The 18,252-nt window shown below is 68.2% G+C and carries 17 protein-coding genes; 15 read left to right on the top strand and 2 right to left on the bottom strand.

Annotated features, from left to right (window positions below; translation table 11 throughout):
* Positions 1–32 precede the first annotated feature (32 nt).
* The 8 genes from QN345_RS02585 (at position 33) to QN345_RS02550 (ending at position 10,783) form a co-directional block, all read left to right on the top strand.
* The gene (locus tag QN345_RS02585) at positions 33–1,295 is read left to right on the top strand and encodes an alpha/beta hydrolase (protein WP_134446050.1); all 1,263 of its coding nucleotides are present in this window, start codon (positions 33–35) and stop codon (positions 1,293–1,295) included.
* A 5-nt stretch (positions 1,296–1,300) separates the two neighbouring features.
* Positions 1,301–3,874: a bifunctional lysylphosphatidylglycerol flippase/synthetase MprF gene (locus QN345_RS02580; protein ID WP_134446049.1), complete on the top strand. Its 2,574-nt coding sequence runs from the start codon at positions 1,301–1,303 to the stop codon at positions 3,872–3,874.
* Positions 3,875–3,989: 115 nt separating this feature from the next.
* On the top strand, positions 3,990–5,285 hold the full coding sequence (locus QN345_RS02575) for a sensor histidine kinase (RefSeq protein WP_322135907.1): 1,296 nt from the start codon (positions 3,990–3,992) through the stop codon (positions 5,283–5,285).
* Positions 5,282–5,974 (top strand): response regulator, encoded by a 693-nt coding sequence (locus QN345_RS02570; RefSeq protein ID WP_134446047.1) that lies wholly within the window; start codon positions 5,282–5,284, stop codon positions 5,972–5,974. Before QN345_RS02575 ends, QN345_RS02570 begins: the two co-directional genes overlap by 4 nt.
* 100 nt (positions 5,975–6,074) lie before the next feature.
* Positions 6,075–6,836 (top strand): ABC transporter ATP-binding protein, encoded by a 762-nt coding sequence (locus tag QN345_RS02565; RefSeq protein WP_134446046.1) that lies wholly within the window; start codon positions 6,075–6,077, stop codon positions 6,834–6,836.
* Positions 6,833–8,242 (top strand): ABC transporter permease, encoded by a 1,410-nt coding sequence (locus tag QN345_RS02560; protein ID WP_322135906.1) that lies wholly within the window; start codon positions 6,833–6,835, stop codon positions 8,240–8,242. The genes QN345_RS02565 and QN345_RS02560 overlap by 4 nt, the downstream gene beginning before the upstream one ends.
* Before the next feature lie 224 nt (positions 8,243–8,466).
* A complete protein-coding gene (gene leuA / locus QN345_RS02555) occupies positions 8,467–10,239 on the top strand; it encodes a 2-isopropylmalate synthase (RefSeq protein WP_134446044.1) in 1,773 nt (590 codons plus the stop codon).
* 100 nt (positions 10,240–10,339) lie between these two features.
* A complete protein-coding gene (locus QN345_RS02550; RefSeq protein ID WP_166791039.1) occupies positions 10,340–10,783 on the top strand; it encodes a DUF2127 domain-containing protein in 444 nt (147 codons plus the stop codon).
* Between the two features lie 165 nt (positions 10,784–10,948).
* Here QN345_RS02550 and QN345_RS02545 read toward each other — a convergent pair whose 3' ends face one another.
* Complete coding sequence (locus QN345_RS02545) at positions 10,949–11,677, bottom strand: hypothetical protein (protein WP_198418310.1); 729 nt, start codon at positions 11,675–11,677, stop codon at positions 10,949–10,951.
* 187 nt (positions 11,678–11,864) lie between these two features.
* Positions 11,865–12,563 carry a trimeric intracellular cation channel family protein gene (locus tag QN345_RS02540; protein WP_134446042.1) on the bottom strand — a complete coding sequence of 233 codons (699 nt, stop codon included), beginning with the start codon at positions 12,561–12,563 and terminating at the stop codon, positions 11,865–11,867.
* A 126-nt stretch (positions 12,564–12,689) separates the two neighbouring features.
* Between QN345_RS02540 and recO the strand changes: the two genes are divergently transcribed.
* The 7 genes from recO to QN345_RS02505 all read left to right on the top strand — a co-directional run.
* Positions 12,690–13,412, top strand: a complete 723-nt coding sequence (gene recO, locus QN345_RS02535) for a DNA repair protein RecO (protein ID WP_134446041.1) — start codon at positions 12,690–12,692, stop codon at positions 13,410–13,412.
* Positions 13,409–14,212, top strand: a complete 804-nt coding sequence (locus tag QN345_RS02530) for an isoprenyl transferase (RefSeq protein ID WP_322135903.1) — start codon at positions 13,409–13,411, stop codon at positions 14,210–14,212. Before recO ends, QN345_RS02530 begins: the two co-directional genes overlap by 4 nt.
* Positions 14,213–14,265: 53 nt before the next feature.
* On the top strand, positions 14,266–14,949 hold the full coding sequence (locus QN345_RS02525) for a DsbA family oxidoreductase (protein ID WP_134446039.1): 684 nt from the start codon (positions 14,266–14,268) through the stop codon (positions 14,947–14,949).
* Positions 14,949–15,077, top strand: a complete 129-nt coding sequence (locus tag QN345_RS02520; RefSeq protein WP_277612969.1) for a hypothetical protein — start codon at positions 14,949–14,951, stop codon at positions 15,075–15,077. The genes QN345_RS02525 and QN345_RS02520 overlap by 1 nt, the downstream gene beginning before the upstream one ends.
* Before the next feature lie 66 nt (positions 15,078–15,143).
* On the top strand, positions 15,144–16,331 hold the full coding sequence (dusB, locus tag QN345_RS02515) for a tRNA dihydrouridine synthase DusB (RefSeq protein ID WP_134558464.1): 1,188 nt from the start codon (positions 15,144–15,146) through the stop codon (positions 16,329–16,331).
* Positions 16,324–17,571 carry a deoxyguanosinetriphosphate triphosphohydrolase gene (locus QN345_RS02510; RefSeq protein WP_241975263.1) on the top strand — a complete coding sequence of 416 codons (1,248 nt, stop codon included), beginning with the start codon at positions 16,324–16,326 and terminating at the stop codon, positions 17,569–17,571. The genes dusB and QN345_RS02510 overlap by 8 nt, the downstream gene beginning before the upstream one ends.
* A 58-nt stretch (positions 17,572–17,629) precedes the next feature.
* Positions 17,630–18,252, top strand: a 623-nt coding sequence (locus tag QN345_RS02505) for a DNA primase (protein WP_323508434.1), incomplete at its 3' end; no start/stop codon positions are given.

The following is an 18,252-nucleotide window of genomic DNA, read 5'->3' as shown; positions in this document are numbered from 1 at the left end:
GGAGTGTGAGGGTAGGGAGGGAGGAAACCGAAATGGCCGCATTGCTTGACACCAGCATCGTTGCTGGGCCCGTCGTCGTGGTCCTCTACGTTCTTGCCGGACTCGCCGTCCTCCTCGTGCTCGTCCGCCGGTACAGCGGAATCGTCTTCTTCCGTGTCGCCGCGAGTCTCTCAGCAGGGGCGCTCTTCGGCTGGGTGCTCGCCTGGCTGACGAGCGATGTCTGGGACCTGTTCGGTGTGTCGCTGTCGATGGTGACCCGCGGCTGGGTCGTGGCCGTCTTCGCCGGGATCGGTCTCGCGATCAACAGCCTGACCGGCCGTGGCTGGCGGCGGGGCGTCGCGATCGCCCTGATTCCGCTCTGCCTCCTCGCCGCCGCGGCCGGCATCAACGCCGACTTCGGGCAGTACACCACGGTGCGCGCGGCACTCGGAGTTCCGCTCTACGGAGCACTCGACGTGGGCGCGACCGCCGCAACGGCGAGCAGCGTGGGGGAGACCGCGGGCAGCATCGGCACCGTCACGATTCCGGCAACCGTATCCGGCTTCGACGCCCGCCCGGCCATCGTGTACCTGCCGGCCGCCGCCCGCACGGCACATCCTCCCGTGCTCCCCGTCGTCGTGATGCTCTCCGGCCAGCCGGGAACACCGGCAGACGTCTTCACCGCAGGGAAACTCGACGCGATCCTCGACACGTACGCCGCCGCCCACGCCGGCCAGACGCCCATCGTCGTCGTCCCTGACCAGTTGGGGGCAGCGGACCGCAACCCCATGTGCGTCGACTCCGTGCTCGGCAACAGTGCCAGTTACCTCACTGTCGACGTGCCCGCCTGGATCCGGTCCACCTTCTCGGTCGCCGCAAGCCCCGCCGGGTGGACCATTGCGGGGTTCTCCCAGGGCGGCACCTGTTCCATCCAGCTCGGCGCCGCGCACCCGGAGCTCTTCGGCACCATTCTCGACATCTCAGGCGAGCTCGTGCCCAGGAACGGGGATGCCGCCCACACGATCCAGACCGCGTTCGCCGGCAGTGCCACCGCTTACGCGGCCGCCGCGCCGGCCGCGATCCTCGCTGCGCACGCCCCCTATTCCAACCTGCACATCATCTTCGCCGTCGGGGCAGGTGACACGCGTTTCCTGGCCTGGGCGAACACCCTCGACGCCGCGGCGACCGCGGCCGGCGCAGGCACGGACCTGATCGTCTCGCCAGGGACCGCGCACGACTGGCACACCGTGCAGTTCGCCTGGACGACCGCTTTGCCGCTGATCGCGGCCCGCACCGGACTCGCGGTGACCCCGTGAACGCCATGTCGACGTCCACCGAAGGCTCCCACGGTGCCGGCGGAACAGCCGAAACCGGGTGGCTCTCCCGGGCCGGAGCCGGTCTCGCCGTGACCATCCGGGTCGTCTGGCGACGGCTCAGGACACAGCCGGTGTCCCTCGGCTACGCGCTCATCCTGCTCGTCCTCGCACTCTCGACGGGCATCGTCCAGGGGCCGTCGCGGTGGATCCGGCTCTGGTTCGGGACCGGATACGAGTCGGTCATCGACGGCGGGCACTGGTGGTCGCCGATCACGAGCGTGTTCCTCGTGGACAATCTCGCGGAACTCCTGCTCGCGATCCTCGCGACCCTCGTGGTCCTCGGCTATGCCGAGCATCTCCTCGGCAGTGGCCGAACGGTCATCGCCTTCCTGTCGACGGCCATCCTCGGCACCGGGATCGGTCTCCTGCTCCAGGACGCGGGTGTCGCGAGCGGAGAGATGTGGTCACGGGGCGTCAGCGAACTCTGGGCGCTCGACCCGTTCACGCCGATCTTCGGCACGATCATGGCGGCGAGCAGCTTCGCAGGGCCGCTCTGGCGGCGACGCATTCGCGTATTCACCCTGATGGTTGCCCTCGTGCTCGTGCTCTACTCCGGCCAGCCCTCAGACGTGTACCGCCTTCTCGGGGCCCTCGCCGGTCTCGCGCTCGGGGCCGTCTTCCGGCCCCGGCGGATCGACCTGACCTGGCGCCGCAGTTCGCACCGCGAGACGCGGACACTCCTCGCGTCCGTGCTCGGCATCCTCGCCGTCGGCCCGGTCATCACGATCTTCTCCGGAACGCGCTTCGGCCTCCTCGCTCCGCTCGGACTCCTGCTCACCCAGGGCGTGCCCTCCGTCACCGATGTCGTGGACCGGTGCCTCCTGGGCGATATCACCCGGCAGTGCGTGCACGAACTAACCCTCGAGAGGGTCGCCGGCGTGGGGCCGGTGCTCGTCTCGCTGCTGCCGCTCCTCACCCTTCTTGTCGCCGCCTTCGGAGTCCTGCGGGGCAGACGATTCGCGGCCTGGCTCGCGATCGTCGTGAACACCGGCATGGCCGTTCTCGGCGCCTGGTACTACGGCCTCCTGCCGATCTCCGGCCAGCCGTACGTCTGGCACTGGCGCTCCTTCCAGTACTGGGAGGTCGCCGTCGTGCTCGTCGTGTCGGTGCTGGTTCCGCTTGCAACTGCCGTGCTGATCATCGTGAACCTGCGTCGCTTCCCCGTGCGCAGCAGGCCGGGCAGGCTCCGCCGCTTCTTCGTGACGACCGTGGTCTCCTTCTTCGGCCTCGCGGCCGTGTACGTCATCGGGGGACTCGCGCTCAGCGACCGGTTCACCCCCGCCGTGAACCTCGTGGACCTCGTCAGCGACGTGCCGGAGCGGTTCATTCCCGTCGGATTCCTCCGACTCGAACGACTCTCCTTCCTGCCGACCGACTGGGCGTCGACCTTGCTCTACCAGTGGGTCGGACCGGTGTTCTGGGCGATCGTCATCATCGGGGCGATCCAGTGCATGCGCAGCACCGTCGCCGGCGGCCGGAGCGACGACGCGGCCCGGCTGCGGGCCATCCTCAGCAGGGGCGGTGGAGGCTCCCTCGCATACATGACCACGTGGGAGGGGAACTCACTGTGGTTCAACGCTTCCGGATCGACCGCGATCGCGTATCGCGTGGAGGCCGGCGTCGCCATCACCACGACGGAGCCGGTCGGACCCGTCGAAGACGCCGCGCGGGCGATCGCCGACTTCGCCATCATGTGCGACGACCACGGCTGGGTCCCGGTCTTCTACAGCCTGCACGGCAGCTGGCAGGCGACCTTCGCCCGGATGGGCTGGCAGACCATGGGGATCGGCGAAGAGACGATCCTGAGGCCCCGGACCTGGGACACAACCGGGAAGAAGTGGCAGGACATCCGCTCGTCGATCAACCGGGCGGAACGTGCCGGAGTGCGCGCGGAATGGACGACGTACCGCGCGCTTCCCGTGCTCGAGAACGTGCAGATCTCCGAGATTTCCGAGCTCTGGGTGCAGGAGAAGGAACTCCCCGAACTGGGCTTCACCCTCGGCGGACTCGACGAGCTCCGTGACCCGGCGGTCCGGCTCATGCTGGCGATCGACGAAGGCCAGGTCGTGCACGCGGTGACGAGCTGGCTCCCGAGCTACCGGGACGGGAAGGTGATCGGCTGGACGCTCGACTTCATGCGGCGGCGCCCGGACAGCATGAACGGTGTGATGGAATTCCTGATCGCGCAGACCGCCCGGCAGATGAGCGAACAGCCGGAAATCGAATTCCTGAGCCTCTCCGCGGCCCCGCTCGCCCAGACCGGCGCGGGCGACGGAGACAACCGGGCGTCGAGCCTCGCCTCCCGGTTCATCGACTTCCTCGGGCGCAGCCTGGAGCCCGTCTACGGGTTCCGTTCGCTCCTCGCCTTCAAACGGAAGTTCCAGCCCGAATTCCACCCGCTCTTCATGGCCTACCCCGACCCGGTCGCCCTTCCTGCGATCGGGCTCGCACTTGCACGCGCGTATCTGCCGGCTCTCTCCGTGCGGGAAGCCCTTGCTTTCGCCAGGAGCCTGACCTGACCTGACCTGACCTGACCTGCCGGGACTACATCGCTCGGAGGATTTCCGGTTCACTCAGGGATGACGTTCCTGCGGCGCCCCCTGGCGGTCCGGCACGGGGTCGTAGGCTGGGAGGATGGTCGAGCCGGGAGTGTCCACGCGTGTCGCACGGTACCGCTGGATCCGTGTGATTCCCCGTCGTTCGCTCGCCCTCGACATCGTCATCGCCGGCCTCTTTTTCCTGCTCCTTCTCCTGGTCGACTCGGGCAGCCCCGCGACCGTCCTCGTCCTGGTCGGGTTCGCTGCGGCGCTCGCGGTGCGCCGGTTCTCGCCGGCCCTGGCCCTCACCCTCGCCTGGCTGGCCGCGACCGGACAGATGCTCGCGGGCGAGCCGGTGCTCGGCGGTGACGTGGCCGTCCTGGCCGTGCTCTACGTCACGGCGGCCTATGCCGGACCGGCCACGCGCAGGGCCGGCCTGATCTCGGTCGCCGTCGGCGCGCTGGTGGCCGGGGTCTACCTCGCGGTCGCACAACGCGGCGTGGGACACCTCGGAACAGTGCTCGCGCAGGGGGACATCGGCGCCCTGGTCTGGTCGACGGCGATGCTGACCTTTGTCAGCCTGGCCGTTCTCGGCCTCTCCTGGACCCTGGGTCTGCTGAAGCGCTCCCGGCAGGCCGCAAGGGACAGCAGATTCACCCAGTACCGCGCCGAGGAGGAGCAGCGCCAGGCCCAGCGTGCCGTGGTCGTCGAACAGGAGCGCAACCGCATCGCCAGGGACATGCACGACGTCGTCGCACACTCGCTTGCCGTGGTGATCGCCCAGGCCGACGGCGCCCGCTACTCGAGGGCGAAGAACCCGGACGCCGTCGACGAGGCGCTCATCACCATTTCCACAACCGCACGGGAGGCCCTCGGAGATGTCCGGATCCTGCTCGCCCGGCTGCGGCAGGACGTGGTCAGCGGACCGCAACCCGTGCTCGCCGACCTCGACCGCCTCGTCGAGCAGATGCGCGGCACGGGACTCGACATCCACTGGACGACGACCGGCACGCCGGCCACGCTCGGCTCCGGCGCCCAGCTCGCCGTCTACCGGATCGTGCAGGAGGCGCTCACCAACGCACTCCGGCACGGTGACACCAGCCGGACCGTGGCTCTCCGACTCGACTGGACCACCGACTGGGTCGCGGTGACGATCAACAATGCCCTCCGGATCGCGCCGTCCACCGTGGCCCCAGGGGTGGCCGGCGTCGGGGAGACGCACGCGGTGGAGATCGGCCACGGCCTGCCCGGCATGCGGGAACGGGCGCTCCTCGCCGGCGGTTCGCTGACCGCAGAGCCCGACGAAGGGTACTTCCGCGTCGCGGCACACCTGCCGGCCATCATGGCGGGGCCCGTCGTGCGTCCGGTCCAGGCCACGGACGTGCGTGCATGAGCGAGGTCGCGGCGGCGGACGCCCCGCGCATCCGTGTCGCCCTGGTCGACGACCAGGCGCTCTTCCGTGCCGGGATCCGGATGCTGGTATCTTCGCAGGCCGACCTCGAGTTCGTCGGCGAGGCGGGCAGCGGCGCCGCTGGCGTCACCATGGCGGCCGCAGTCAGTCCGGACGTGATCCTGATGGACATCCGGATGCCCGTGATGGACGGGATCGACGCGACCGTCGCCATTCTGGCCGCGGCCGAGGCTGCCGGCGTGATGCCGCCGCGCATCGTCGTCCTCACGACCTTCGAACTCGACGAAAGCGCGAGCAGGGCTATCCGGGGCGGGGCGAGCGGCTTCCTGCTCAAGGATGCGGATCCCGAGTTCCTGCTGGCCGCAATCCGTACCGTGCACGCGGGCAACGCCGTCATCGCAGCATCGGCGACCCGCGAACTCTTCGCCCACTTCGACGCGCCGGCCCCCGCGCAGCCGGTGGAACCCGAGGCCTTCGGCACACTGACCAGCCGCGAACGCGACATCTTCGCCCTTGCTGCCCTGGGCCTCAGCAACGCGGAGATCGCGGCGCGTGAATTCCTCAGCGAGGCCACCGTCAAGACGCACATCAGCCGTATCCTCTCCAAGCTCATCCTCCGCGACCGGGTTCAGCTCGTCGTGTATGCCTTCCAGCACGGCCTCACGGAGTAACGAGCGGATGACCCGGTCCGGCCGGTAGTCATCCCCTCGGCATCCGGGATACCTCTGCTGCCCGATGCGGTGAGGGGGGAGCGATTCCTAGCGTTGAAGCATGGAAATCACATCTGCAGAACTCGGCCTCGCGGCCAGAGTCACCAACCTCTGTAAAACCTATGGATCAGCCACCACCTCGGTAACGGCGCTCGACGACGTGTCCATCGGCATCCGTCGTGGCCAGTTCACGGCGATCATGGGACCGAGCGGCTCGGGCAAGTCCACCCTGATGCACATCATGGCGGGACTGGACGAGGCAGGCTCCGGTCGGGTTTGGCTCGGTGATACCGAGATCACCGGCCTGGGCGACTCGGAACTGACGGTCCTGCGCCGCCGCCGGATCGGCTTCATCTTCCAGTCGTTCAACCTCGTCCCGACGCTGGACGTGCGGGGGAACATCACCCTGCCGTTCGCGCTCGACGGGCGGCGGCCGGATGCGGCGGAGAAGGACTGGATCGATCAGCTCACCGACTCCCTCGGCCTCGGCGACCGGCTCAGGCACCGTCCGCACGAGCTGTCCGGTGGCCAGCAACAGCGAGTGGCCATCGCGCGGGCCCTGGCCACCAGGCCCGAGCTGGTCTTCGCCGACGAGCCGACCGGGAACCTCGACTCCCGGAGCGGGCGCGAAGTGCTCACCCTGCTCAAGGCGGCGAGCACCGGCTACGGCCAGAGCATCGCCATGGTCACCCACGACCCCATCGCGGCCAGCTTCGCCGATCGCATCCTCTTCCTCGCGGACGGCAGGGTCGTCGAAGACCGGGAACGGTCCACCGCCGAAGAGATCTCCGGCATCATGCTCGGCATGGAGCAGTGCGCATGAGCGGCAGCGAAACCGCCAGCGCCACCGGGCACGCCGGCCGTGGTGCGAGCCTGGTCGTGGCGGCGCTCGCATCGGCCTTCGGGGTGCTGCTCCTGGAAACGACGAGCGTGCTCGCCACCGTCGTGAGTGGCAATGACGTGTCCCGCATTGCAGCGGTCCGTGCAGCCCTCTCGATCGTCGCATTCCTGTTCATCACGATTGCGGTGTACGTGAGTGCGATCGTGACCACCAACACGGTGGCCACCGTCATCGCCGGTCGGACCCGCACGATCGCGCTCATGCACCTGATCGGGTCGAGCGCGGGTGACCAGCGCCGCGCCGTGGCCCTCGACGGGCTGAAGGTGGGGCTCGCCGGAGCCGTGCTGGGCGCCGCCGCCGGCATCCTGCTGAGTTTCGCCGGTGTCCGGCTTGCCTTCGGCGCCGGGCTGATCCCGGATCTCGGCTACCGTCTCCTCGAGCCCTTGCTCGCCTTGCCCGTCGTCATCGTCGTGTTGTCCACCTGGTGCGCAGCGTGGGTCGGGTCTCGCCGGGTCCTCACCGTGAGCCCGATGCAGGCTGTCGGTGCAGCACAGGAGCGCACGCTCGAAGAGTCGGCTCGGCGCCCGGGCCGCAATGCCTTCGCGATCGTGCTGATGGCCACGGGCGTACTGTTTCTCGCCGGGGGAGTCTGGGCCGGGCAGGTCACGGAGTACGGCGTGCTGCTGGGACTTGCCGGCGGCCTGCTCTCGTTCACCGGCCTTGTGCTCGGGTCGCATCTGATCATGCCGCCCATGTTGAGCCTGGTCGGCCGGTTCCTGGGCGGCAGCGCGCCGGCCCGGCTTGCTGTCGCGAACGCCAGTCAACACCCGGAGCGCAGTGCCCGCACCACTATCGGACTGGTCATCGGGGTGACGCTCATCACCATGTTCGCCGTCGCGGGATCGACCTTCGAAACCATGATGCAGCCGCTGATGGACGACCCGGTGACGCGTGCGGCCGTCTCCGAGACGGTGTCGACCAGCCTCGCCGTGATCTCAGTGCTCGTGGGCTTCAGCGCCCTGATCGCCGCAGTCGGCATGATCAACAACCTGGCACTGAGCGTGCTGCAGCGTTCTCGCGAGATCGGCCTGCTCAGGGCCCTCGGTTTCACCGGCAGGCAGGTTCGCGCGATGATCCTCGCCGAAAGCGTGCAGATGACCGTGGCGGCCGTCACCCTCGGCCTGGTGCTCGGGGTCGCATACGGGTGGGCGGCGGCACAATCACTGTTCGGATCCGTCACCCATGCCGGTCTGGTGGCGCCGTCGATTCCGTGGCTCCTCGTCACCCTCTGCGTGGTCGGTACCGCCGTGCTCACCGTCGGGGCGACGATCCTGCCCGCTCGTCGGGCGGTGTCACTGGCGCCGATTGCGGCCCTCGCCGCCGGGTGAGACCGGTGGTCCTGCGACGGATGCCGCGCCCGCGACGGGAGCGCGGCATCCGTCGACCGCCGCTTCAGACTCTTCTCAGGATGCCGGCCGGAAATCGGTGTTAGCATTCCCTTGTGTTGTTCGGTCAGCTCCTCCTTCGCTGCCGCGACGAGTCCTAATCTGAGGCCTCCCTCGTCGCGGCGTTTGTTGTTGGCTATCCCAACCCCAGCGAGGAGATCACGATCATGAGAAACAACCAGTCCGCATCGACGATGCCGATCCACAAGTACCGTCCGTACCACGAGCAGTTCGCGGTCGACCTGCCCGATCGCACCTGGCCCTCGAAGCACATCGAAGTCGCACCGCGCTGGTGCGCCGTCGACCTGCGTGACGGCAACCAGGCGCTGATCGACCCGATGAGCCCTGAGCGCAAGCGCATCATGTTCGACATGCTCGTGCGCATGGGTTACAAGGAGATCGAGGTCGGCTTCCCGTCGGCCAGCCAGACCGACTTCGATTTCGTGCGCAGCCTCATCGACGAGGATGCCATCCCGGACGACGTCACGATCCAGGTGCTCACCCAGGCGAGGGAACACCTGATCCGGCGCACCTACGAATCGATCGCCGGCGCCAAGCAGGCCATCGTGCACCTCTACAACTCCACGAGCGTGCTGCAGCGCGAGGTCGTCTTCCGCGAGGACAAGCAGGGCATCATCGACATCGCCCTCTTCGGCGCACGCACCTGCCGCGCTCTCGAAGCGACCGTCCCCGGCACGACGATCTACTACGAGTACTCCCCGGAGAGCTACACCGGCACCGAACTCGAATTCGCGGTCGATGTCTGCAACCAGGTCATCGCCGTCCTCGAGCCGACCCCGGAGCGGAAGGTCATCATCAACCTGCCTGCGACCGTCGAAATGGCCAGTCCCAACGTCTACGCCGACTCGATCGAGTGGATGTCCCGGCACCTCGACCAGCGTGAGAACGTCCTGATCTCCCTGCACCCGCACAACGACCGCGGCACCGCGATCGCGGCGGCGGAGCTCGGCTACCTCGCCGGCGCAGACCGGATCGAAGGCTGCCTCTTCGGCAACGGCGAACGGACCGGCAACGTCGACCTCGTCGCCCTCGGCATCAACCTGTTCACCCAGGGCATCGACCCGCAGATCGACTTCGGCAACATCGACGAGGTCAAGCGCACCGCCGAATACTGCAACCAGCTGCCCGTTCCCGAACGCAGTCCCTGGGCAGGAGACCTCGTCTTCACCGCCTTCAGCGGGTCGCACCAGGACGCCATCAAGAAGGGCTTTGAAGCCATGGCGGCGGATGCCGCGGCGCAGGGCCGATCCGTCGACGAACTCCAGTGGGCGGTTCCCTACCTGCCGGTGGACCCGAAGGACCTCGGTCGCAGCTACGAAGCCGTGATCCGGGTCAACTCGCAGTCCGGCAAGGGCGGCGTCGCTTACCTGCTCAAGACCGACCACTCCCTCGACCTGCCCCGCAAGCTCCAGATCGAGTTTTCCGGGGTCGTCCAGTCCAAGACGGATGCCGAGGGCGGCGAGGTCACGAGCGAGCAGATCTGGGAGATCTTCAACGACGAGTACCTGCCGAGTTCCAGTGGGCAGCCCGACGACAAGTGGGGCCGGTTCGAACTGTTCTCCACGCGGACCTCGAGCGATCTGGGCGGCCGTGTCGACCTCACGGTCGACCTCCGGGACGACGACGGAGTCGAGCGCGTCGAGGGGGCCGGCAATGGTCCGATCGCCGCGTTCCTGGGAATCATGGCCGAGCGCGGCATCGCGATCACGCTCTACGACTACGTCGAACACGCCATGTCCGCCGGCGGAGACGCCCTGGCTGCGTCCTACGTCGAACTCGACGTCAACGGCCGGCGCTACTGGGGTGTCGGCATCGACGCCGATATCTCGACCGCCTCGCTGAAGGCCGTCGTCTCCGCGGTCAACCGCGGCATCCGTGCGGTGGCAGGCGACCTCGCCCTGGCGGGTGTTCCGGCCTAGGAACCGGCTCGATCAGCGGGAAGGCAGGTATCCGGTGGCCTCGACTCCCACTGAGTCCCGACGTTCTCGGACGGTCACGGATCGCCTCTATTCCGTCGGAGTGGGCATCAAGGGCATCGACGGCGTGATCGAACTCGCCGCCGGACTCGTGTTGTGGGTGTCACCCGCCCTCGTCCACGCCCTGCTCGCGGGAGTAGCGGGCGAGGCGGGGGAGGGCGACTCCTCCGCCATGCGCTTCCTGGCGCAGTACGTAGCCCGGCTGGATTCCGAGCTTGCCGCAACGGGAGCCGGCTTCCTGATCGCCTTCCTCATCACCCACGGAGCCGTGAAGGTGGCTCTCGTCTACTGCCTCCTGCGCAAATGGCACCGGGCCTATCCGTACGCGCTGGGGATCCTGATCGCCTTCCTCGGCTACCAGCTCTACGCCTTCGTCCTCCGCCCCACAGTGGGCATGGCCGTCATCACCGCGCTCGATGCCGCAATCGTCGTTCTCGTCTACCGCGAATACCGTGAACTCAATCCGCGAACCGCCCGGCAGGTCTGATTCTCAGCGCCCCTGGACGATAGCGCCCCTTGACGATACGGATCCATGGGATGTGAGTCGGGGCATGCGAATCGGGGCGATCCGCCCAACGGCGGATCGCCCCGATCGCTGTGGTTTCTTAACTGCGTTCAACTGCACATCCGAAGGGCTGGTTTCTTTCCGGATTCAGCTGTGAACACGCACCCCTGCGGGACGTGTCTCGGCCGGTCGCTCGACTACCGACGTCGCCATCTGCGCCGGCTGCGTCGAAACAAGCACACGCGTCGCATCGTCGATCACCCCGGACAGCAACTCGAACAGGCGGTCGTCGGGATTCGGGGTGCATGCCTCAGCAATACCCTGAACCGAGACCCGGATGATCGTCTCCGCCGTGCGATCGGTGAACTTGGTACGCGACCATGCCCCCATGGAGGAGATGAACTCGCGCGCCCACCGCTCGGTCTCCGGCGCCGCGTCGAACGCGGTGCGGATACGGGCCTCGAGTCCTTCGGGCAACTCGCCATCGAGCCCCTCCAGCTGGCGCTCGCAATTCAGGATCCCGACGGCAAGCGCACGCTGGTGATCCGAGCTGCTCACGGGAAGCGCCGCGGTCGCGGCCCTGACCGCGATCAGTAGCCGCACCCGGGGGTTGTCGCCCTTGAGGCCGATGACCGACGGGATCAGGGGCACCAGGCGGGCCCGGGAACTGTCCGAGGTGCAGTCGTTGACCATGCGGGCGAGGGAGGCGACCAGGGGGTGCGTGCACGCCGGATGGTCACTCCACGCTTCGCCTGCGAGGTAGGACGCGAACTCCATGAAGCAGGCACCGGAGCGCGGCGTGCGGTGTTTGCCGCGGGACAGGACCGGCATCAGGCTGGGCACCGGCATCGGATCGGGCGAGTTGCCCTTCAGCATATTCATGGATCCTCCAGACAAGTGAGTACTCCTCACTAGTGTCTCCCCGCGGGCCCACAAATGCGAGAGGGAATCCCGCCGATTTCTCCGTCCCTCCCACGCCGTCTGGGTGGGCCCAACTCCCGCACATTCCCGCCCTGCAGCTGCGGTGCCGCGGAATTCCGAGCTCCGGACCTGGTCGGGGGATTCAGTCGTGGGTGCGACGGCGGCGGAGCGTTGCGGGGCGCACGCGACGCCGCCAACGCGGCCAGCTGCCGATCGCACGCTGTTCTGGCAGGCTCCAGCCGTACCGGGCCGCGAGGATCCGCATCACCGTGGTCACGATCACGCAGGCGATCGCGGCGATGGTGATGTCCACGTGCAGTTCGAAAAGCACGACGAGGAGCGCGCTACCGAATCCGGCGGCCATGGCGTAGAACGAACCGACGTGCATGACGGCGATCGGAACGTTGAGCATCATGTCCCGGAGCGCCGAGCCGCCGACGGCCGTGATCACGCCCACGAACAGCGACGGAATCTCCGGGAGGCCGTGCGCGAGCGCCTTGCTCGTCCCGAGAGCGGCGAACAGGCCGATCGTCACAGCGTCGAGCGCGATGATGAACGGGCCGAGGCGGTTGAAGAGGCTCTGCAACAGCATGCCCAGGAGAGCGGATCCGCCTGCGATCGGCAGGTACCAGTTGCTCTGCAGGGCAGCGGGCACCCCGCCGAGCAGGATATCGCGCAGGAGTCCGCCGCCGAGGCCGACAGTGACACCGATGATCGCAATGCCGAGCAGGTCGAAGCGGCGATCGGTGAATCGCCCGGCGAACATGGCCCCCTGGATCGCGCCGATGGCGACCGCCGTCAGGTCGATCCAGAGCGGGATCGTGAACAGGATGGGAGGCACCCTCCAATGAAACCATCCGCCGCGGGGTTTCCTGACCGTCGACAGGCGCGTGGAGGCAGGAACCGCTCGACCGGCGCGTCGGCCGGGACCGGACCCACAAAGCCCGCTCGGGTGGGAGAATAGGACGTGCCTGTTTACCGTGATGAAGCCGTCGTGCTGCGCACCCACAAACTGGGTGAAGCCGACCGGATCGTCACCATGCTCACCCGCCAGCACGGCAAGGTCCGTGCCGTCGCCAAAGGCGTCCGCCGCACGGCCTCCAAATTCGGGGCCAGGCTCGAACCGTTCATGGTGGCGGATGTGCAGCTCTACGAGGGCCGCAGTCTCGACATCGTCACCCAGGCCGAGTCGATCGGCTCATACGGCGCCCTGATCTCCGGCGACTACGCCAGTTACACCGCGGCGAGCGCCATGGTCGAGACCGCAGACAAGCTCACGGAGGCCGAGGGGTCCCTGCAGCAGTACCTGCTCCTGGTCGGGGCCCTGCGCTCCCTCTCCCGGATGGAACACGGCGCGAGCCTCACCCTCGACTCCTACCTGCTGCGTGCCCTGTCGATGGCCGGCTGGGCGCCGAGCTTCCAGGGCTGCGCGCGCTGCGGCGCACTCGGCGATCACTCCGCGCTCGTCGTGCAAGTCGGCGGAATCGTCTGCGACGACTGCGCGGCCCCCGGGTCGCCCCGGCTGGACAAGGCGACCATCCTGCTCCTCGGCTCCCTGCTCGCCGGGGACTGGGACCAGGCCGAATCCATGCCAGAGCAGACCAGGAACCAGGCCAACGGAGTCGTCGCCGCATACACGCAGTGGCACCTCGGCCGGGGCCTCCGATCCTTGGAGCACGTCAGTCGATGACCCCGAAGCCGTTCACGCACAAGGACGCCATGCCCTTCCGACCGCTCGAATGGACCGGCCAGTACCCGCCGGCGCTGCCGGCGAAGGTCGTTCCCGAGCACGTCGCGATCGTCATGGACGGCAACGGCCGCTGGGCGAACGCGCGCGGACTCCCGCGGGTCGAAGGCCACAAGGCCGGCGAGGCCGCGCTCCTCGACGTCGTCGCCGGCGCCATCCAGATCGGCGTCAAGCACCTGAGTGTCTACGCCTTCTCGACAGAGAACTGGAAACGTTCCCCTGACGAGGTCCGCTTCCTGATGGGCTTCAACAGGGACGTGCTGCACCGGCGCCGCGACCAGCTCAACGACTGGGGCGTGCGCGTGCGCTGGGCTGGCCGCAAGCCGCGCCTGTGGGCATCCGTCATCAACGAACTGCAGTACGCCGAGCGCCTCACGGCGGGCAACACCGGACTCACCCTGACGATGTGCGTCAACTACGGCGGGCGCACCGAGATCACGGATGCCGTCCGCGCGCTGGCCGAGGAGGTCGCCGCCGGCCGGTTGAAGCCTTCCGGAATCACCGAGAAGGCGATCCAGCGCCAGCTCTACACGGCAGACCTCCCGGACGTCGACCTTTTCGTGCGGAGCTCGGGGGAGCAGCGCACGAGCAACTTCCTGCTCTGGCAGAGCGCATACGCCGAGATGGTCTTCCTCGACACCCTCTGGCCTGACTTCGGCAGGGCGGAGCTGTGGCATGCCATCGAGCTCTACGCCGCCCGCAACCGCCGCTACGGCGGGGCGGTCGACACCCCAAGCGTTTGATCCACTCACGCGGCAGGGGGAATAGATCGGGGGACCGGCGGCTTGGACCGGGTGTGAGCGAAACTATCAAGGTCGACATCTGGTCCGACGTGCAGTGCCCCTGGTGCTACATCGGAAAGCGCAAGTTCGAGGCAGGGGCCGCCCTCTTCGACGGCTCGGTCGAGGTCGAATACCACAGCTTCGAGCTGGCCCCCGATACCCCGGTCGACTTCGCCGGCAGTCCCATCGATTACCTGAGCGAGCGCAAGGGTATCCCCGTCGCCCAGGTCACCGAGATGCTCGCCCGCGTGACTGGAATCGCTGAGAGCGTCGGCCTGCACTACGACTACGACTCGGTGCACCAGACCAACACCGTCATATCCCACGAGCTGCTGCACTACGCCAAGGCCCACGGTCGCCAGCTCGACATGAAGGAACGCCTGCTCAAGGCCTACTTCGTCGACGGAAGGCACGTCGGTCGCATCGAAGACCTCGCGGACCTCGCCGCCGAAATCGGACTCGACCGAGCGGATGTCGTCCGCGCGTTGACCGCCCACGACTATCTCGCCGACGTGAAGGCGGACGTAGCCCAGGCAAATGCCTACGGAATCCAGGGCGTCCCGTTCTTCGTGATCGACGGGAAGTACGGCATCTCCGGGGCCCAGGACCCCGAGGCCTTCGCCGGCGCACTCCGCCAGGCCCAGGCCGACCAGAACGAGGCCGCAGGAACGACCGCAGCAGCAGGGGAGGACCGTTGATGACCGATGCCAGCGTCGTCCCCGCCGTCCCCGTCACCGCGGCCCCGGCACCGCGCGTCACCCCGTTCATCCAGCTCCTCGGCCAGTCCGGCGCCGGGAGCTGCGAGGGCGATTCCTGCGGAATCTAGGCCTCGATCGGTGCGGGTCGCTCCCACGGGTCAGCAGGGCCGCCCGCATCTGGGAGAATTGAACCAATGACTCCTGAACTCACCGCTTCGCGCACGGACCCGTCGCCGGTCCCCGCGCTGCGGATCGGCCCGCTCACGCTCGACGTGCCCGTCGTCCTCGCACCGATGGCCGGCATCACCAACACCGCGTTCCGCCGGCTCTGCCGGGAATTCGGCGCCGGGCTCTATGTGAGTGAAATGATCACCTCGCGCGCGCTCGTCGAGCGCACCCCGGGCTCGATGCGCCTCATCGACCACCACGAGAGTGAGACCACCCGCTCCATCCAGCTCTACGGGGTCGACCCGAAGACCATCGGCGAAGCTGTCACGATGCTCGTCTCCGAGGACCGCGCAGACCACATCGACCTCAACTTCGGCTGCCCGGTCCCCAAGGTGACGCGCAAGGGCGGCGGAGCCGCCCTGCCCTGGAAGCTCGGCCTCTTTCGGAGCATCGTCGAGGCCGCGGTGAACGCGGCAGGCGCCGTTCCGGTCACGATCAAGATGCGCAAGGGCATCGACTCCGACCACCTCACCTACCTCGAGGCAGCGAGGGCAGCAGAAGGCGCCGGCGTTTCCGCCATAGCACTGCACGCGCGCACGGCGTCCGACTACTATTCCGGGCAGGCGGACTGGACGGCGATCGCGACCCTCAAGCAGGCCATCACGAGTGTCCCCGTGCTCGGCAACGGCGACATCTGGTCGGCCCAGGACGCGGTTCGCATGGTCGCGGAAACCGGCTGCGACGGCGTCGTCGTCGGCCGAGGCTGCCTCGGCCGGCCCTGGCTGTTCGGCGATCTCGCGGCGGCCTTCGGTCCGGCAGAGGGTGCCGGGGCCGCACTCATCCAGCCGAACCTCGGCGTCGTGGCAGACACCTTCCGTCGGCATGCCGAACTGCTCACCGAATTCTTCGACAGCGAGGAACGTGCCTGCCGCGACGTGCGCAAGCACGTGGCCTGGTACTTCAAGGGCTACTCGGTCGGCGGCGAACTGCGGGCCAGCCTTGCCTCCGTGGTCTCCCTCGCCCAGCTCGACGACCTTCTCGGCACCCTCGACCCGACCCAGGAGTACCCGGGCATCGGCGCGGAGGGTCCCCGCGGCCGGGCAGGCAGCCCCAAGAAGACCAGCCTGCCCGAGCACTGGCTCGACTCGCAGGAACTCGTCGGCTCCGAACGCGCTCGGCTCACCGAGGGCGAAGGGGACACCAGCGGTGGCTAACCGATCGGGGTACACGAGCTTCGACGAGGAACGCTACTTCCCGGAGGAACACAGCTCACGCCGCAGCGACTTCGCGCGCGACCGCGCCCGGCTGCTGCACTCGAGCGCCCTCCGCCGCCTCGCCGCAAAGACCCAGGTGCTGAGCCCGACCGCCGGACTCGATTTCGCCAGGAACCGGCTCACCCACTCCCTCGAGGTCGCGCAGATCGGACGCGAGCTCGCCCAACGCCTCGGCCTCGACCCCGACGTCGTCGACACTGCCTGCCTCGCGCACGACATCGGGCATCCTCCGTTCGGCCACAACGGCGAGAAGGCGCTCAACGCCTGGTCCCTCGACATCGGCGGGTTCGAGGGCAACGCCCAGACGCTGCGCCTGCTCACCCGGCTCGAACCGAAGGTCTTCGGCCCCGACGGCCGCAGCTACGGGCTCAACCTCACCCGCGCGAGCCTCGACGCGAGCTGCAAGTACCCGTGGCCCGCCGGCGAATCCGTGTCCGACCCGAGCGGCCGCGCCAAATTCGGGTACTACCCCGACGACCTGCCCGCTTTCGCGTGGATGCGCACCGACGCCCCCGACCGGATGCTGTGCATCGAAGCCGAGGTCATGGACCTCTCCGACGACATCGCCTACTCCGTGCACGACTTCGAGGATGCCGTCGTCAACGGCTACCTCGACCTCGCCGCCCTGAACGGCCGCGCGAGCACCGAGCTCGTCTCCTCGATGCACGCCTGGATCGGCGGCGCCGTCTCCCACGCCGACCTCGCGGCGGCATACGACCGCCTCGGCGCCCTCGACTCCTGGCTGCGCGGCTGGACGGCAGGGCGGCGTGACCAGGGTCGGCTCAAGAACCTGACGAGCCAGCTCATCGGTCGTTTCTCCGGAGCAGCCGTCTATGCCACCCGCCAGGCCTACCCGGCCGAGCGCATCGCGCGCTTCGGCGCCCACGTCGTGGTGCCGCCGAATATCGCAGCCGAGATCGCCGTGCTCAAGGGCGTCGTCGCTGCCTTCGTGATGTCGAAGAACACCCGGCAGCCGATCTACCAGCAGCAGCGCCAGGTCCTGACGCTGCTCGCCGACCGGTTGCTCGCCACCGGCGACGAACACCTCGACGCCGGCTCGAAGGAAGACTTCCACGCCGCCGCGGACGATGCCGCCCGCAAGCGCGTCGTCGTCGACCAGGTCGCGAGCCTCACCGACCAGTCCGCGCTCGCGTGGTACGAACGCCTGATCCAGAACTGAGCCTGTGCAGAACCCGGCCCGTGCCGAAGTCGGGCGTGCGGCGGGATAACATTCAGCTATGGCAGGCCTGATTCGACAAAGCGACATTGAAGAGGTCAAGGCCCGAACCAATATCGCCGACATCGTCGGCGACTACGTCAGCCTCAAGTCGGCCGGCGTCGGCTCCCTGAAGGGGTTGTGCCCCTTCCACGACGAACGCAGCCCGAGCTTCCACGTCCGCCCGCAGGTCGGTTTCTACCACTGCTTCGGTTGCGGCGAGAGCGGCGACGTCTACTCCTTTTTGCAGAAGATGGACCACGTCACCTTCAGCGAGGCCGTGGAACGACTCGCTGGCCGGGTCGGCCTCGAACTGCACTACGAGGGCGGCGGGGCGGATGCGCCGGACCACACCAACCGCGCGCGGCTCTACGCGGCCAACCAGGCCGCCGCCGACTTCTTCGTCGAGCAGCTCGGCAGCGCAGGGGCCGCCGTCGGCCGAACATTCCTCGGCGAACGCGGCTTCGACGCCCACGCGGCGACCCGGTTCGGGATCGGCTTCGCCCCGAAGAGCTGGGACGAACTGACCAAACACCTCCGTGGTCGCGGCTACTCCGATGAGGAGCTGACCCTCGCCGGACTGGTGTCGAGCCGGGAGGGATCGAGCGGCGTCTACGACCGCTTCCGCGGCCGGCTGGTCTGGCC

Origin of the sequence: Cryobacterium sp. 10I1 (genome assembly GCF_035019805.1) — a bacterium.
Classification (GTDB): Bacteria; Actinomycetota; Actinomycetes; order Actinomycetales; family Microbacteriaceae; genus Cryobacterium; species Cryobacterium glucosi.
Note: the sequence above shows the minus strand (reverse complement) of the source record. Positions and strands in the feature narration are given on the sequence as shown.

Bases quoted from the DNA above. Each gene is read 5' to 3' on its own strand.
- QN345_RS02585 (WP_134446050.1), top strand. From the start codon at position 33: ATGGCCGCATTGCTTGACACCAGCATCGTTGCTGGGCCCGTCGTCGTG.
- QN345_RS02580 (WP_134446049.1), top strand. From the start codon at position 1,301: ATGTCGACGTCCACCGAAGGCTCCCACGGTGCCGGCGGAACAGCCGAA.
- QN345_RS02575 (WP_322135907.1), top strand. From the start codon at position 3,990: ATGGTCGAGCCGGGAGTGTCCACGCGTGTCGCACGGTACCGCTGGATC.
- QN345_RS02570 (WP_134446047.1), top strand. From the start codon at position 5,282: ATGAGCGAGGTCGCGGCGGCGGACGCCCCGCGCATCCGTGTCGCCCTG.
- QN345_RS02565 (WP_134446046.1), top strand. From the start codon at position 6,075: ATGGAAATCACATCTGCAGAACTCGGCCTCGCGGCCAGAGTCACCAAC.
- QN345_RS02560 (WP_322135906.1), top strand. From the start codon at position 6,833: ATGAGCGGCAGCGAAACCGCCAGCGCCACCGGGCACGCCGGCCGTGGT.
- leuA (WP_134446044.1), top strand. From the start codon at position 8,467: ATGAGAAACAACCAGTCCGCATCGACGATGCCGATCCACAAGTACCGT.
- QN345_RS02545 (WP_198418310.1), bottom strand. From the start codon at position 11,677: ATGCTGAAGGGCAACTCGCCCGATCCGATGCCGGTGCCCAGCCTGATG.
- QN345_RS02530 (WP_322135903.1), top strand. From the start codon at position 13,409: ATGACCCCGAAGCCGTTCACGCACAAGGACGCCATGCCCTTCCGACCG.
- QN345_RS02520 (WP_277612969.1), top strand. From the start codon at position 14,949: ATGACCGATGCCAGCGTCGTCCCCGCCGTCCCCGTCACCGCGGCCCCG.
- dusB (WP_134558464.1), top strand. From the start codon at position 15,144: ATGACTCCTGAACTCACCGCTTCGCGCACGGACCCGTCGCCGGTCCCC.